The sequence below is a fragment of the Martinezella multihospitum genome (assembly GCF_900094585.1).
GTDB classification, from domain to species: Bacteria; Pseudomonadota; Alphaproteobacteria; order Rhizobiales; family Rhizobiaceae; genus Rhizobium; species Rhizobium multihospitium.
On sequence record NZ_FMAG01000005.1, the window covers coordinates 413,244 to 428,049 of the forward strand.

Sequence of the window (14,806 nt, forward strand, 5' to 3'; positions counted from 1 at the left end):
GGGTTGGAGCGCAGCGCTGCGCTGCAACCCTGGCCGTCGCCGAGACCGGGGGGGGGGTGCAAGGAGCAAGGGCGGACGGGACGGAGGGGGATCACCCGGCCTGCACGGAACGGCGGAACGACGTGGAGGAAGGCTGGGGATACCGTCCCGGCTGAGCGTCAGCGATCCCTTGCGCCGCGCCAGGGGGAGACCCCCAAGCAACCCGCTCGGCATGAGCGCCAGCGGGCGCCGGGCAAGAAACCGGATCAGGATGTGCAAAGCCGCCGAATCTGAAAGCCGCATATCCTGATTGCCGTAATCTCTTGAAGGCGCGGACAAGCATGACGAAGCCCCGCCATTCAAGCGGGGCTCGGAGGTGTCCGGGCTCAGTCTGCGCTGCGGCGGGACCAGATGAGGTTGTGGGCCTCGCCGCCTTCGTCCTCGACCAGGCTGGCGTAGATCGGTGCCGGGAAGCTCGGATCGTCTAGCTTGACCGAGAGATATTCGCGGCCGGTTTCGCGGGCAGTTTTCTTCCAGGCAGCGCCGAACTCGGTGGCGCCGGCGAAGATCCGATAGTCGGGGCCGCGCTCGCTTTCGCCTTCGGCCGGGACGAACTTGGCCTTGACGTTGAGGGCCAGGGTCTTGACCGTGCCGGTGATGTCGCCGTTCGCGGTCTTGGTGAAGGTGCCGATGGTTGCCATTGTCGTATCTCCGTTCCTCGGGCCGCGCCTATCGCGACCTCGATGGCGGTCGTGAGACCGGAGGCGATCAGCCCGCACCTGAAGGGCTGAAACGAAGTGGAAGACGGCCGATGACGGTTTTTTTGCTTCGCGATGCAAAGCGCGCTTGCGCGCGGCGGAAAAAAGCCGGCGGCGGACGTTGCGGGAGGATGATCGAGGCGAAGCCGGTCTTCGGTCAGACCCATGCCTTTCGAGGACGCCGTAGGTGCGCCCCTGCAGGACGGCAGAGAAACGATGATGCGATCTCGGCCTCTGTCACGCGATGAACCTGCGGATGGCATCCCCGGTATGGTCTACGCTGTTCCTGAACGAGGCTGGCTTCTTCTATCGGCGCTGGACAGTTGCGGCCATGCCTCAAGGATTGCGGACGCCACCGAGTTTGGAGCTGCCGGACTGGGCGCTCCCGTCCGGCTTCACTATCGCACGGCAATGCGGGATGGATCGTCGCTCCAAGCGTGATCCGCTACTGCGGGTGATGGAATGGGGCAAAGCCCGCAAATCCTGAGTCCGCCGCCCCGGAGACCGCGGCAAGACACCGTTCCCCGTTGTTGCGGGGCTTCACGCGATCCGCCGCCGCTTCTTGCGTTAGTGATCGAAGCCGAATGGCGGAAACGCGTTCCTGGGCGTGGTTCCGGCGCAGCCGAGAGCGCGGCCCGACCGGCAACGCCATACCTCTCCATGTTTCCTTTCACCTCAATGCAATCATTTCATGAGCGGGGTCCCGAAACCAGACTGAGATTTATTTTGGCGTAAATGTGTACATACGCTCATCATCTATGATGATGTGGTCTGGAGGATTGAAAATGCCGAATAGCCTAGCGAGGATATTGGATCGAGAAAGGCCGGCACTTTTGATCGGTAACGGCATCAATCGGTACAACGGAAACTCAAGTTCATCTTGGAACGAACTTCTTGCCGAACTGGCTCGGAAACAGGGTCTCGCCCTGACGGAACACGACGCTGCGGAAATGTCGAATACTGAGTTTTTCGACATCCTTGATCTTGCTCGACCAAAGGAGGACCGAGGCAATTTGCAGGAAGAGTTCTGCAAGCTGATGGGCAAATGGATGCCTGGCGACCAGCATGCGGAGATCGTCGGCTGGGCACGACGACATCAAAAGCCCCTCATCACCGTCAATTTCGATGAAAACCTCTCCAAGTCCGTAGGCGCGCAATTCTACCGACTTGGCGAGCATTTCACCCATTACTATCCGTGGAATTGTTACTTCTCAGATCGTGAAGTTAGAAATCCCCGGTCAAGCTTCGCGATCTGGCACGCGCACGGGATGATGCGTTACAAAACGAGTATCCGTCTTGGCCTCACTCACTATATGGGGTCCGTGCAGCGTGCGCGTCCTTGGGTGTACAATCGTAACGGTCTCCGTGCTAACGCAAAAACCAACGAAAACTTATGGCTGGGCTCCGACACATGGTTGGAGGTGTTCTTCTTCTGCCCATTAATTCTCGTCGGCTTTGGGTTCGGAAAGGACGAAAATTTCCTTCGCTGGCTTTTTCTGGAACGGGCACGCCTGCACAAGCTGAGGCCTGATTGGGCTGCTAAGACGTGGTTCGTTGATAGAGGTACACCGGATGAAAAACAGCGGCGGGTATTTCTCGAAGGGCTAGGCATGGAGGTCGTCACTGTACCTGAGTACTCCGACATATACGCCAATCAAGCTTGGAAACGCTAATCTTATAATAAACGCCCGGCACAAGGCGGGTCATTCGTCTTGATTTACGTCGCCAACAAGTCGCATCAATGCAGACAGGCCCTTCACACCGCCACCAACCAGGCAGAAGATCGTGCGCCAAACCTCGGACGGCACGGCCTCGCGCGTGATGCCGTGAACCAATACATAGCCAGCAACGGCGGCAGGCGCGGCGAAAACAAGCGCCACGGCGAGACGCAGGATCGGTGGGCGCACCGCCATGAACAGGACGATCAGCAGACCATAGGTGACAGCGCCTGCCACCAGTCCGACCAATCCCGCACCGATCAGGCCGGAACCGGAGGCTTAGGCCCAACGCGCCACCTCCACACCGAGCATGAGGGCAGCGCATATATGGCTAGCGTATAGGCCAGGACGCATAGACCGGCGAGCAGCGCGATGACCATCAACGTGAACACAATCATCGCAAGTTCCTCCTGAACCGATGAGGGCGACGGTCATCGGTTCGGTCGCGCGGGGTCGCCCCCCGCGCGACCGCGTTTTTTCTGAGGGTCGAAAACAGGAAGGCCGGGACCGCTTGCACGATCCCGGCCCGGTTCTCACTCGGCGGCTTGCAGATAGGCGTCGGCTTCCGGCTCGGCGGCAGGCTGTGCGGTGCGCAGCACGGTCGGCAGCCAGCCGGTTCCGGCCAAAAGCTGTTCGGCGGCCTGCGCCATCTCCGGCTTCTTCAAGCCCGCGATCCGCTCGGCGGCTTCATCGCTGACCGCTTCCCGCACGGCGGCGAGGATATGCGCCTTGGTGACGCGACCAAGATAGGTCTGGCCGGTCGGGGTCCAGTGCGCCGTCATGTCCAGCATTGTCGCCGTCGCCAGCTTCTCTGCTGTCGCGCGCGCATTCGGCTTCTGTTCCCACTGAACCTTGACAGCATTGATGGTCAGCGATGCGCAATGCGCGAGCAAGGCCATGAGGCTCGCATGGTCCAGACCGGCGACGAAGGCCCACAGGTCCGCCACGTCGCGGGGCATATCCGATGCCCAATCGGCATGACGATCCGCCAGCGCCTTCGCGGCGGGCGTGTCCTCGATACCGTCCGCATGAGAAGCGAGATAGGCGCTGGTCAACCGGATTTCGAGGCAGGATGCTTCCCCACCACGATAGAAGGTTTGCGCCGCCAGTGCATGAACCACGGCCACAAGTGCGATATCCGGCTGCTCGCCAAGGGCGAGGTGAAGGCCAAGGGTGCGATGGGCGGTCAGATCGCGGATGAGAAGGTCCGACAGCGGCTTTCCCGCATCCCCGGCGTCCTCTTCCTCGGTCTCGAGCGCGGAATCTGCCCGCTCGTCTTCGTTTCCCTCGTCCCCGACGATCTCCCCATCCTCGTTGACGGTCACGCCATCCACTCCATAGGTGGCGCCTTCCGCTGCCTCCGGCTCCGGCGCTTCGTCCTCGGCGCGCATGAAACCACGCTCGATGCGGGCCGTGCCATCATGGTTGAGGATGACGAACACGCCGCCGCGTGCGATTTCATCGGCGTCATAGGCGTGGCGCTTGGCGTCGATCCGCTCGATCTCGGCTTCAAGCTCCGCAAGCCGCTGATCCACCTCGTCGGGAAGGTCCACGTCCGCGTCCTGCCATTCCGCCGACAGGCGCTCCAATTCCTCCTGTGCGGCGTCGTAGGCGACGGCGTCTTCTTCCGACAAATTCACCGGATGCGGATAGCTGCGGCGCAAGCCGTGGGCATGGGGATAATCGATGTGAGCAGCGCTCCACTTCCACCCTTCTGCCGCCTGCACCTCGGCGGCGATGTCTTCCAGCTTTCCGACGACAAGCCGGTCGAGCAACACGGCGTCCTCGAAATAGCCGCCCCGATCCTCGGTGAAGAGGTCGCGGATGATCGTGCCGCCTGCCTCCGCATAGGCGTCCACCCCGACGAAACGCGCTCGCCGTTCGGTCGCCTCCACGTTCGCCTTGGTCAGATCACGCCGGATAGTCGCGGGTTCGCGGTTCCACGACAGGTTATCGAAAACCTGTTCCTGCCGGTCATGATCCTCGGTGATGGCAAAGGCCGTCAACTGATCCAGCGACAAGCCGCCATCCCGATAGACCTGCATCAGCTTCGGGCTGACCGCGCCAAGGCGAAGCCGTTGCTTCACGACATGGGCAGAAACCCCAAACCGGGCGGCGATCTCTTCGGCGCCCCATCCGCGATTGTCCGCCAACTCCCGGAACCGCTCGAACTGGTCGGCGGGGTGCATCGCCTCGCGGGTGACGTTCTCGTCAAGGCTGATTTCCGCCGCGTCGTTCTCGGTATCCAGAACGCAGCGGATCGGTTCAGACTTCTTGATCTGCTTGCGCTTCACACGCAACAACTGCGCGAGCCTCCGGCCTTCACCGATGGTCACGAAATAGCTGCCGGTCGGTTCGCCCTCCGCGTTCGTCTCCGGCTCTACCACCAGATTTTGGAGCATCCCCTTGGCCGCGATGCTGGCTGACAGCGCTTCGATATGAGCTTCGCTGTGCGGGGTCTTGCGGGCATTACGTGGCGACTTCTTCAACTTGTTCAGCGGCACGAACAGGACCGCGCCGTTCTCGGTGGCGGGAACTTCGGAAACCGTGGCGGTCGTTTCGATGGTGTTGGTCATGGTTTTGATCCTCATAGGCTTGGGTTGGAGCGCAGCGCTGCGCTGCAACCCTGGCCGTCGCCGAGACCGGGGGGGTGCAAGGAGCAAGGGCGGACGGGACGGAGGGGATCACCCGGCCTGCACGGAACGGCGGAACGACGTGGAGGAAGGCTGGGGATACCGTCCCGGCTGAGCGTCAGCGATCCCTTGCGCCGCGCTAGGGGGAGACCCCCAAGCAACCTGCCCGGCGTGAGCGCCAGCGGGAGCCGGGCACGAGGACCGGATCGGGATGGGCAAAGCTGCAAAACCTGAAAACGGCAAATCCTGATCTCCGCGGGCTTCGCGGCGGGTTTTGAGCGCTTACCCGTTCATGGGAAATCTCCATGACGGGCGCCGGAAAGGCTCTTTCCCTGATCGCGATCTTTACGTTACCAATTTGCGGGCCATTGACTCCCAATTTGCCGAGGCAGATAGTCTCAATCTGCTGAATCTTGGAGCTGGCATGTACGAACGGTTTGTAGAACGGCGGGCGGAAGAGGCCCTCGCGGATACGCCCGTGGTCCTGATCGTGGGGCCGCGCCGTGCCGGCAAGACCACGCTCGTCCGCAAGATGGGCGAGACTGGTCGAACCTATATCACGCTGGACGATCAGACGGTTCTCGCAGCCGCGCAATCCGATCCGGCCGGTTTCATCCGTGGGCTGGATCAAGCCATCATCGACGAAATCCAGCGCGCCCCTGACCTACTGCTGGCCATAAAGAAGACGGTCGATGAGGATTATCGGCCAGGACGATTCCTGCTGACGGGATCAGCGAACGTCCTGACCCTGCCACGGATCGCGGACAGCTTGGCCGGACGGATGGAAACCATCCAGATGTTGCCGCTGGCCAAGGCCGAAGTCGAAGGCCGGACGCCTATATTTCTCGAACAGCTCTTTGAGGGCAAGCTCCAGAGTCAGCGGAACGCCGTCGTCGGCGACGATCTGGTCCAACTCGTTCTTCTAGGGGGCTTTCCCGAAGCCATCAGCCGTGACACCGAGCGACGGCGCCAAGACTGGCTGCGCTCCTATCTCACATCGATTCTGACGCGCGATCTGCGCGACATTGCCGATGTGGAGAAACTGACCGAGCTGCCGAAATTCGTGCGGCTACTGGCGGAGCACTCAGGCCAGTTGGTCAATTATTCTCAGTTCGCAGCCGGGATCGGCGTCACCCATAAGACCGGACAGCGCTATGTCGGGCTACTAGAACAGGTCTTTCTGGTCACAACGGTGCAACCTTGGTTCACCAATGCCCTGAAGCGTATCGCCAAGACACCCAAGCTGCACTTCCTCGATTCCGGCCTGTTAGCGACTGTGCGTGGTCTGACGTTCGACAGGGTGAAGGCCGATCGCGCGACATTTGGCGCGCTTCTGGAGAGCTTCGTGTTCTCTGAGGTGCTGAAGCTGGTGAGCGCCTCGGATCTGCGGCTGACACCCCATCATTTCCGGGATCGCGACATGCGCGAGGTCGATATCGTGCTGGAACGGGACGACAGCATGATCGTCGGGATCGAGGTGAAGGCCAGCGCCACGGTCAAAGCTAGTGATTTTGGAGGGCTGCGTGCCTTGGCCGAGGCCTGCGGGGATCGCTTCGCCTTCGGTGTGGTCCTCTACGACAGCGCGGACGTCGTGCCATTCGGCGACAAGCTGGTGGCAGCGCCTCTGTCATGTTTGTGGAGCGCCGCGGCATGAAAATTCGCGAAAAACCGGAAGAACAAAAAATCCGACGACCAATGCTCTTGCGACAGTCGCCGTTCGGAAAGTCTGTGAAGCATCGATATATATTAAGCGTTTTGGTGGAGCATCTCGGCCAATGAAAGCTTTTCAGTTCAATCACAGGCTTATCGATTCATACGCTCGCTTCTCGCGGTCATTTAGCACTGTCCGATCCGATGATCTGAAAGCTGAAATTGACCGGAAATATGATAACGGTCATTTCTGGCCCGATACTTTGCTATCTATTAATCCTCGCTTTCTTAAGGGGGCTACGGCAGATGAGCTAGTTGCTTCGGGTGATCTCGATGAAGCGACTGGTAAAATATTCCGATTTGGGCCAACGCCGCTACGGTTTCACCGCCACCAAACCCAAGCGATCGCCAAAGCTCGCGCGGGGAAAAGCTACGTAGTCACGACAGGAACAGGCTCGGGTAAATCGCTCTGCTTTTTCGTGCCGGTCGTCGACTCGATTGTTCGCGCTCGGAAAGCTGGGAAGCCTCGCAAGACCAGTGCGATCATCGTTTATCCGATGAACGCACTGGCCAATAGTCAGATGAACGAGATCGAGAAGTTCATCTCGCAATCCGGGCTGCCGAACGAATCCAAGCCGGTGGTGCGGCGCTATACCGGGCAGGAAACCCAGGAGGAACGACAGCAGATCGCCGACAATCCGCCGGATATTCTGCTCACCAACTTTATGATGGCTGAACTTCTCCTGACGCGACAGGACAGTCTCGACACGAAAGTCATTGAGAACGCAAGCGGCCTAGACTTCATCGTTCTCGACGAACTCCACACTTATCGTGGTCGTCAGGGCGCCGACGTGGCCGTTCTCGTCCGGCGCCTTCGCAATCGCTGCACACCGGACAAGGCACCGATCTGCATTGGCACATCGGCTACCATGGCAAGCGAGGGGTCAGACGCCAATAAAGCCCAAGCCGTAGCGGATGTTGCATCCCGCCTTTTCGGAGTCACCATCGGGCCGGACTCTGTCATCGATGAATCTCTGGAACGCGCGACGGATGACCGGCTGAAGCTGGATGACGTGCGTTCGAAACTGACTTCCGTGCTTACATCTCCAATGCCGGATGCCTTGACTGACGAGGTGCTAAAAAAGCACCCCTTGGCGGTATGGACCGAATTGGCGATCGGTCTGGATGATGGTCAGGAACTGAAGCGCAAGAAGCCAATTCCATTCGGGGAAGCGGTGGAACTTCTATCACAAGATAGCGGCACGGAGACTGAAACCTGCCGGCGCTATTTTGAGGCATTTCTGACCCATATCAGCCTGCCGGAAGCCGATCGAGGCGGTCAGGGAGCCGGCGCATTCCTAGCATTTAAGCTCCATCAGTTCATATCAGGCGCAGGCGAAATCTTCGTCACATTGACCGAGAAGCCCAGAAACGTGCTCTTTGAGGGGCAACTAGAAGATCCTGGCGCGCCGGGACATCGTCTTTATCCCACGCGCTTCTGCCGGGGGTGTGGGCATGAGGTTCACGTTGTCACCAGAACGGATGATGCCTCAGGCGTTCTATTCGTTCCCAGAAACATCGACGACGCCCCCCTCGACGATCAGGAAACTGACACTGCCGGCTATCTTATCTCTGACGGTGACGGCGACCCCGACTACATCTTCACGGGTGAGGTAGAAACCTATCCCGAAGATTGGCGCGAAGAGCGTCACGGGATTGAGCGCCTGCGGGCGAACAGAAAGGGACGAGTGCCGCAACAGTTCTCGGTCGCCCCCGATGGCCGCCCCGCGTCAACGGGCAAAGCCTTCTGGTTCATCCCCGGCAAATTCGGCTTTTGTCCCTGCTGCCTCGACCAGCCGCACCCCAGCATGAGAGAACGCAGCAAGCTTGCGGGCCTGTCGGGCGAAGGACGCAGCTCTGCCACGACTCTGCTGGTTTCGACGGCTCTGGAATGGATGAACGGCCACAATAGCGGCGTTCCCAAAGAGAAGCGAAAGCTCCTTGGCTTCACCGATAACCGGCAGGATGCCGCGCTTCAGGCAGGTCATTTCAACGACTTCCTGTTCGTCAGCCTACTACGTGGCGCGATCCTACGCGCCGTCTTGGATGCTGGTAATGATGGGATAACGGAAGACGAATTTGGTCTGAAAGTGGTCAAAGCGCTCGACTTTACCGCGAGCAACAGGGAAGCCCGCATCCATTGGATGTTGGATGCAGAAGCGGGAGCCGTGGTTCGCGAAGACGCGCAGCGATCCCTCGCAAAAGTCCTTGCTCACAGACTCTGGACAGATTTGCGGCGCGGATGGCGCTACACGAACCCCAGTCTCTCCGTCCTCAAGCTGATCGATGTTTCGTTCATCGGCCTCGATGAGGTCGCGGAGGATTCCGAGCGCCTCGGGGCAATCCTGCCAGCCTTGACCACGCTGAGCGTTTCGCAGCGGAAAGAAATACTGAAAACGCTTCTGGGCGCCATGCTCGATGGCCTGGCAGTAGGAACCGAGGCGCTTGACCTAACTGTCCTCGATACCGTCGCACAGAAGTCTCGAAATCTCCTGCGCACACCCTGGTCCATCGACGCGAAGGAAAACCCAAGGAGCCGTACAACCCTGTTTCTTCAGGCTCCGGGTAAGGACCGGGTGGGACTTCGGGAAGAGCAAACGATCGTTCGTGCCGGGCATAATTCCCGTATCGGCCGCCTGATTAATCGCAGGGACGTTTTCGGAACAAAGCTCGGCAAAGACGACTATCTGACGGTCTTGACTGGCCTGATGGAGCTTTTGGCCCGCGAGGGGCTGGTGTCGCGGGTTGACATAGAGGCGGACTTGCAAGGATGGCGCCTGTCACCATCGACCGTTCGGATCGTCCCTGGTGAGGCCGTCCGGTCTGGCGCGGCCAAAGGAAATCGCTATTTCCACGATCTCTATCATCAGATTGCCGCTGATCTGAAAGCCGGTGGAAGCGGCTTTTGGGGGCTTGAGGGTCGTGAGCATACAGCGCAGGTTTCTCAAAGACAGCGCGAATGGCGCGAATGGCGTTTCAGATACGAAAAGGAAGACCGGGAAAACCTCGCCCAGAACGCCGCCGAACTCAATGCGGTGGGGGAGTCAGACCAGTTCCTGCCGGCTCTCTTCTGCTCTCCGACCATGGAGCTTGGCGTCGATATTTCGGCGCTCAATGCCGTCTATCTGCGCAATGTGCCGCCGACGCCGGCGAACTATGCCCAGCGCGCTGGTCGCGCCGGCCGTTCCGGACAGGCCGCCGTCATCGTGACCTATTGCGCTGCTCAATCACCGCATGACCAGTATTTCTTCGAACGGCGCAATGAGATGGTGGCCGGCGTCGTTCGCCCCCCTGCGCTCGACATCACAAACGAAGAGCTTGTGCGTTCACACCTGCACGCCATTTGGCTCGCTGAGGCGAAACTCGCCCTCTCGCCGGACATCCCAGAAATCCTCGATCTGACAGGGGCCGGCTATCCGTTGAAGCAGGAGGTTCACGACATCATCGATCCGCCCGCACTCGTTATGGCGGCACATGCGCCGATGAAGCGAGTGCTTGATCAAATTCTTGCATCCGTGGATGGCCGAAAACCAGCTTGGATGAGTGATCCCGACGATTTCGTGTCTGCCGTCGCTCAGCGTGCGCCCGAGGACTTTGATCGAGCCTTCGACCGTTGGCGCGAACTCTACAATTCCGCTCGAACGCAATTGATGGAAGCCAATGCGCGCTCCGAGATCACGGGGCTTTCCGGCGCAGATCGTCGTCGTATCAAAGCGGCGCAGATGCAGGCGAGCGACCAGATCACCATTCTGGAACAAGGCAAGGCCTCGAACGGATCGGACTTCTATTCCTATCGCTATCTTGCGACCGAAGGCTTCTTACCGGGCTACAATTTCCCGCGCCTGCCTCTCTATGCTTTTATCCCTGGCGAGGGCAAAGCGGGTTCATTCCTCCAGCGCGCCCGTTTCCTGGCCATTTCGGAATTTGGGCCACGCAGCCTGATCTATCATGAGGGGCGTGCCTACCGAGTCATGAAGGCGAAACTGCCGCCGGAAGTCCGGACGGGGGATGGGGCTGAACTGGCCACGAAAGACATCTTTATATGCTCGAACTGCGGCGCCTGCCATGACGGAGAGGTTGAACGGTGCCACGCCTGCAATGCGCCGATGGCGGGCGAAGTGCCGGTACAGAGAACCCTCCGCATCGACAATGTGGAAGCGGCCCCGGCCGAGCGGATCACGGCGAACGACGAAGAGCGTGTCCGGCAGGGCTTCGACATACAGACCGTCTTTTCCTGGCCGAAACGGGACGGTCGCACGCAAGTCACCGAGGCCGACTTCCGCTGTGAGGACGTCTCGATCCTCAATCTCCAATATGCGAACAGCGCCGAGATCAGCCGTATCAATAAGGGTCTGAAACGACGCGCCAATCAAACCGTCTTCGGCTTTCACATCGATCCGCGTAACGGCTATTGGGCGAAGTCGGATGACGAAGATCCCGATGTCGATGTGCCGCCGGATGTGGTGAGGCCGGTTCGGATCGTCCCCATCGTGCGTGACCGTAAGAACGCGCTGCTCTTCCGTTTCAACAATCCTGCCGACTACGCGCCCGAGACCATTGCGACGGTCCAACATGCTCTCATGAGAGGCGTCGAGATTGTCTTCCAGTTGGAGGAAGGCGAGATTCTCGGTGAGCCGCTCCCCGCCCGCGACAATCGCCGCGCTGTCCTGGCCTACGAAGCCACGGAAGGCGGAGCAGGCGTACTGAGCCGTCTGATCGAGGATTCCCAGGCGCTCGGGAAAGTCGCTCGGGCAGCACTGATCCTGATGCATTTTGATAGGGTCGATGAGGCCATCGTAGCAGGCAATGCCAAGCTGCTCGTCAATCACGATGAGGAGTCATGCGTTCGAGGCTGCTACCGATGCCTGCTTTCCTATTTCAATCAACCCGATCACGAGTTGATCAACCGCACGCACGAGGAAGCCAAACAGATGCTGGTCGATCTCGCGCGAGGCCGGGTCGTTCTTGCCTCGGCGGATCAGACGGTAGGACGTGGGGAATGGGTGGAGGCCTTCAAGAAGGCGGGACTTCCTGTCCCGGATAGTTCGGCTATAAAATTTTCCGATCAGGAAATGGGTTTCGCATGGCGCAGCCATTTCATCGCCGCTTGCACCGTTCCCTTGAGAGAATCAACACGCCATGAAGCGGAGGCCAAGGGCTGGACGCTGTTTGAGTTACCAGAAGCCGTCACTGCGGGCATGCCCGACGCGATGCGTTCGATGTTCGGGGAATAGAAGTGATGACAGTCAATTTTGGTCCGGGAGATTTGGTCCGAGCGCGCGGCCGTGAGTGGGTGGCACTTCCGTCACCGCAGAGCGGCATTCTCACGCTCCGGCCCCTTTCGGGTAGCGGCATCGACACGGTTGTCCTTGATCCGGCTCTCGAACTGCTGCCGGTCGAACCCGCACGTTTCGATCTGCCCGTCGATGCAGCCACGACCGTCCAGGCCAAAGCTGCTTTGCTGGCGGATGCGATGCGCCTGACGCTCCGCCGTGGCGCAGGCCCTTTCAGGTCGGCTGCGCAGCTCGCCTTTGAGCCGCGGACTTATCAGCTTGTCCCCCTGCTGATGGCGCTTCGTATGGCGGTGCCACGCTTGCTGATCGCGGATGATGTCGGCATCGGCAAAACGATCGAAGCCGGCCTCATTCTGCGGGAGCTGATGGATCGAGGCGAGATGGATGCGTTCTCGGTGCTCTGCCCACCGCACCTCGTCGAGCAATGGCTTGGAGAGTTGAAGGCCCGCTTCGGCATTGACGCCGTTCCAGTCACGTCCAGCACCGCCAATCGGCTGGAACGTGGGCTGCCGCTCGCCCAGACCCTGTTCGAGGCTTATCCGTATACGGTCGTCAGCCTCGACTACATCAAGGCGGAGAAGCGCCGGGAAGGCTTCGCGCGCGCCTGCCCGGATTTCGTCATCGTCGATGAGGCCCATGCCTGTGTCGGAACGCACAAGGGCCGGCAGCAACGCTTTGATCTTTTGCAGGGGCTGGCGCGGAATCCGGATCGCCGGATGATCCTTCTGACCGCGACGCCGCATTCCGGGGATGAGGAGGCGTTCGCTCGTCTCCTCTCCCTGATCGATCCGTCATTTGCCTCGATGGACTTCGAGGACACGCGGTATCGCGAGCGTCTGGCGCGCCATTTCGTGCAAAGGCGCCGGATCGATCTCGTTGCCGGCGATTGGGACGAAGATCGTGCCTTCCCGAAACATGAAACCACCGAGTTCGCCTATCACCTGTCCAGCGCCCATCGCGACTTTCAGGAGGCCGTTCTCGACTACTGCGTCGGCGTCGTCTCCCAGGTGGGATCGGGACAGCGGGAGCAGCGCCTCGCCTTCTGGGGCACGCTGGCGCTGATGCGTTGTGTCGGCTCTTCCCCAGCCGCCGCTTTGAGCGCGTTGCGGAACCGCATGTCGAGCGAGAGCGATCGCCTCGAACCTCAAATCTATGATGACGACGGCGATGATGAGGATGCAGTCGATCTCGAGCCGGGCACGGCATTCGATGTCGATCCGGCGCTTCTCGCGCTGGTGAGGCACGCCGAGGACTTGGCCGGAAAACCCGATCCGAAACTGGCGGCTTTGATCGAGACGCTGACGCCACTCATCAAGAAGGGCGCAAATCCCGTCGTCTTCTGCCGTTATCTGGCGACGGCCGAGCATGTGCGCGACGGTCTGCGCAAAGCCTTTCCGAAGCTGTCCATCGAATCCGTGACGGGTGTTCTCACGCCGGACGAACGTCGGGACCGTGTTGCCGACATGGCGTCTGTGGATGAAGAAAGGCCAGTCCAGCGTATCCTTGTCGCAACCGATTGCCTCTCCGAAGGTATCAATCTTCAGCAACTGTTTGACACCGTCGTCCATTACGATCTGTCATGGAATCCGACCCGGCACCAGCAGCGCGAAGGGCGTGTCGATCGTTTCGGCCAGCCGGTGGACCTTGTCCGGTCGATCATGATGTTCTCGCCAGACAGCGCTATCGACGGCGCCGTGCTTGAGGTCATCCTTCGGAAGGCCGAGGAAATCCGCAAGGCGACGGGCGTGACCGTGCCGCTCCCAGAAGAACGCGGGCCGGTAACGGACGCATTGATGGCGTCGATGATGCTGCGCCGCCGTGGAAGCCCCCAACTCACGCTCGACCTTCGCTTCGAGGACAGCGTGAAAGCCGTGGAAGCGCGCTGGCGGGACGCTTCCGAGAATGAACGGAAGTCGCGGGCGCGTTTCGCGCAGAACGCGATGAAGCCGCAGGAAGTCGCACCCGAATGGGAAAATGTTCGCGCGTTGCTTGGCTCCCCAGCAGATGCGCGCCTGTTCGTCGAGCGCGCTATGTCGCGCTTCGGCGCGCAGTTGGAGACTCGCAAAGCTGTGCTTCTGGCCCATGTCGATGCCCTGGATGCTGGCCTGCGCGAGCGTCTGGCCGAGCACGATCTGAAAGGATCGGTGCGCTTGGCGACAATGGAGCCTGCACCTTCGGGCACGGCGCTGCTAACCAGAATGCACCCGCTGACGGCGACGCTCGCCGAAGCATTGGTCGAAGCATCGCTCGATCCAGAATCGCTATCCGGGTTGGGCATCGGGCGTGTCGGCGCGTGGCCCACCACCGCCGTCCAGCAAGTCACCCGCCTCGCGCTCGTGCGCATCCGCTTCAAGCTGACTGTCCATGCTCGCAAGGAACGGTTGCTGCTGGCAGAGGAAGCGGCGCTCGTTGCGGTGCAGGGCGCGCGGATCGTCGCTATCGGCGAAGAAGCGCGCGAACTGCTGAACGCGCCCGCGACGGCCGATCTTGCGCCCGTCGCGCGGGACAGATTCATCGCCAAGGCCAAGGAGGAACTGCCGAGCCTGCTCGAAGGGCCAATCGCCGAGTTCATCAGATCGCGAACGCAGGAGCTTATACAGGATCATGCCCGCCTTCGCGCCGCATCCGGGTCCGCTTCCCGCGTCACGGTGGAAGCTGTATTGCCGCCGGATGTCATCGGTCTGTTTACGCTGATGCCGGGGGAGGCTTGAGCC

General features: G+C 60.5%; 8 protein-coding genes. 5 read left to right on the forward strand and 3 right to left on the reverse strand.

Annotated elements, in window-relative coordinates; all coding sequences use genetic code 11:
- Window positions 1-365: 365 nt before the first annotated feature.
- Window positions 366-680 carry a DUF736 domain-containing protein gene (locus tag GA0061103_RS22610; protein ID WP_092715106.1) on the reverse strand — a complete coding sequence of 105 codons (315 nt, stop codon included), beginning with the start codon at window positions 678-680 and terminating at the stop codon, window positions 366-368.
- A gap of 313 nt (window positions 681-993) precedes the next feature.
- On the opposite strand from GA0061103_RS22610, the gene GA0061103_RS34800 reads away from it, so the two are divergent.
- Entirely contained in the window at window positions 994-1,224 is a 231-nt protein-coding gene (locus tag GA0061103_RS34800; RefSeq protein ID WP_141694456.1) for a hypothetical protein, read from the forward strand.
- 298 nt (window positions 1,225-1,522) lie between these two features.
- Window positions 1,523-2,410: a hypothetical protein gene (locus tag GA0061103_RS34805; RefSeq protein WP_141694457.1), complete on the forward strand. Its 888-nt coding sequence runs from the start codon at window positions 1,523-1,525 to the stop codon at window positions 2,408-2,410.
- A 30-nt stretch (window positions 2,411-2,440) separates the two neighbouring features.
- On the opposite strand, the gene GA0061103_RS35625 is transcribed toward GA0061103_RS34805, so the two are convergent.
- Together GA0061103_RS35625 and GA0061103_RS22630 are read right to left on the reverse strand one after the other, a co-directional pair.
- Window positions 2,441-2,692, reverse strand: a complete 252-nt coding sequence (locus GA0061103_RS35625) for a hypothetical protein (protein WP_342587991.1) — start codon at window positions 2,690-2,692, stop codon at window positions 2,441-2,443.
- Window positions 2,693-2,988: 296 nt separating this feature from the next.
- A complete protein-coding gene (locus GA0061103_RS22630) occupies window positions 2,989-5,031 on the reverse strand; it encodes a ParB/RepB/Spo0J family partition protein (RefSeq protein WP_092715111.1) in 2,043 nt (680 codons plus the stop codon).
- Window positions 5,032-5,512: 481 nt separating this feature from the next.
- Here GA0061103_RS22630 and GA0061103_RS22635 point away from each other — a divergent pair, with 481 nt between their 5' ends.
- The 3 genes from GA0061103_RS22635 to GA0061103_RS22645 all read left to right on the forward strand — a co-directional run bounded on the left by GA0061103_RS22635 (window position 5,513) and on the right by GA0061103_RS22645 (window position 14,803).
- The gene (locus tag GA0061103_RS22635; protein WP_092715221.1) at window positions 5,513-6,742 is read left to right on the forward strand and encodes an ATP-binding protein; all 1,230 of its coding nucleotides are present in this window, start codon (window positions 5,513-5,515) and stop codon (window positions 6,740-6,742) included.
- Window positions 6,743-6,863: 121 nt separating this feature from the next.
- Entirely contained in the window at window positions 6,864-12,032 is a 5,169-nt protein-coding gene (locus GA0061103_RS22640) for a DEAD/DEAH box helicase (RefSeq protein ID WP_092715113.1), read from the forward strand.
- 5 nt (window positions 12,033-12,037) lie between these two features.
- On the forward strand, window positions 12,038-14,803 hold the full coding sequence (locus GA0061103_RS22645; protein WP_092715115.1) for a DEAD/DEAH box helicase: 2,766 nt from the start codon (window positions 12,038-12,040) through the stop codon (window positions 14,801-14,803).
- Window positions 14,804-14,806: the final 3 nt, after the last annotated feature.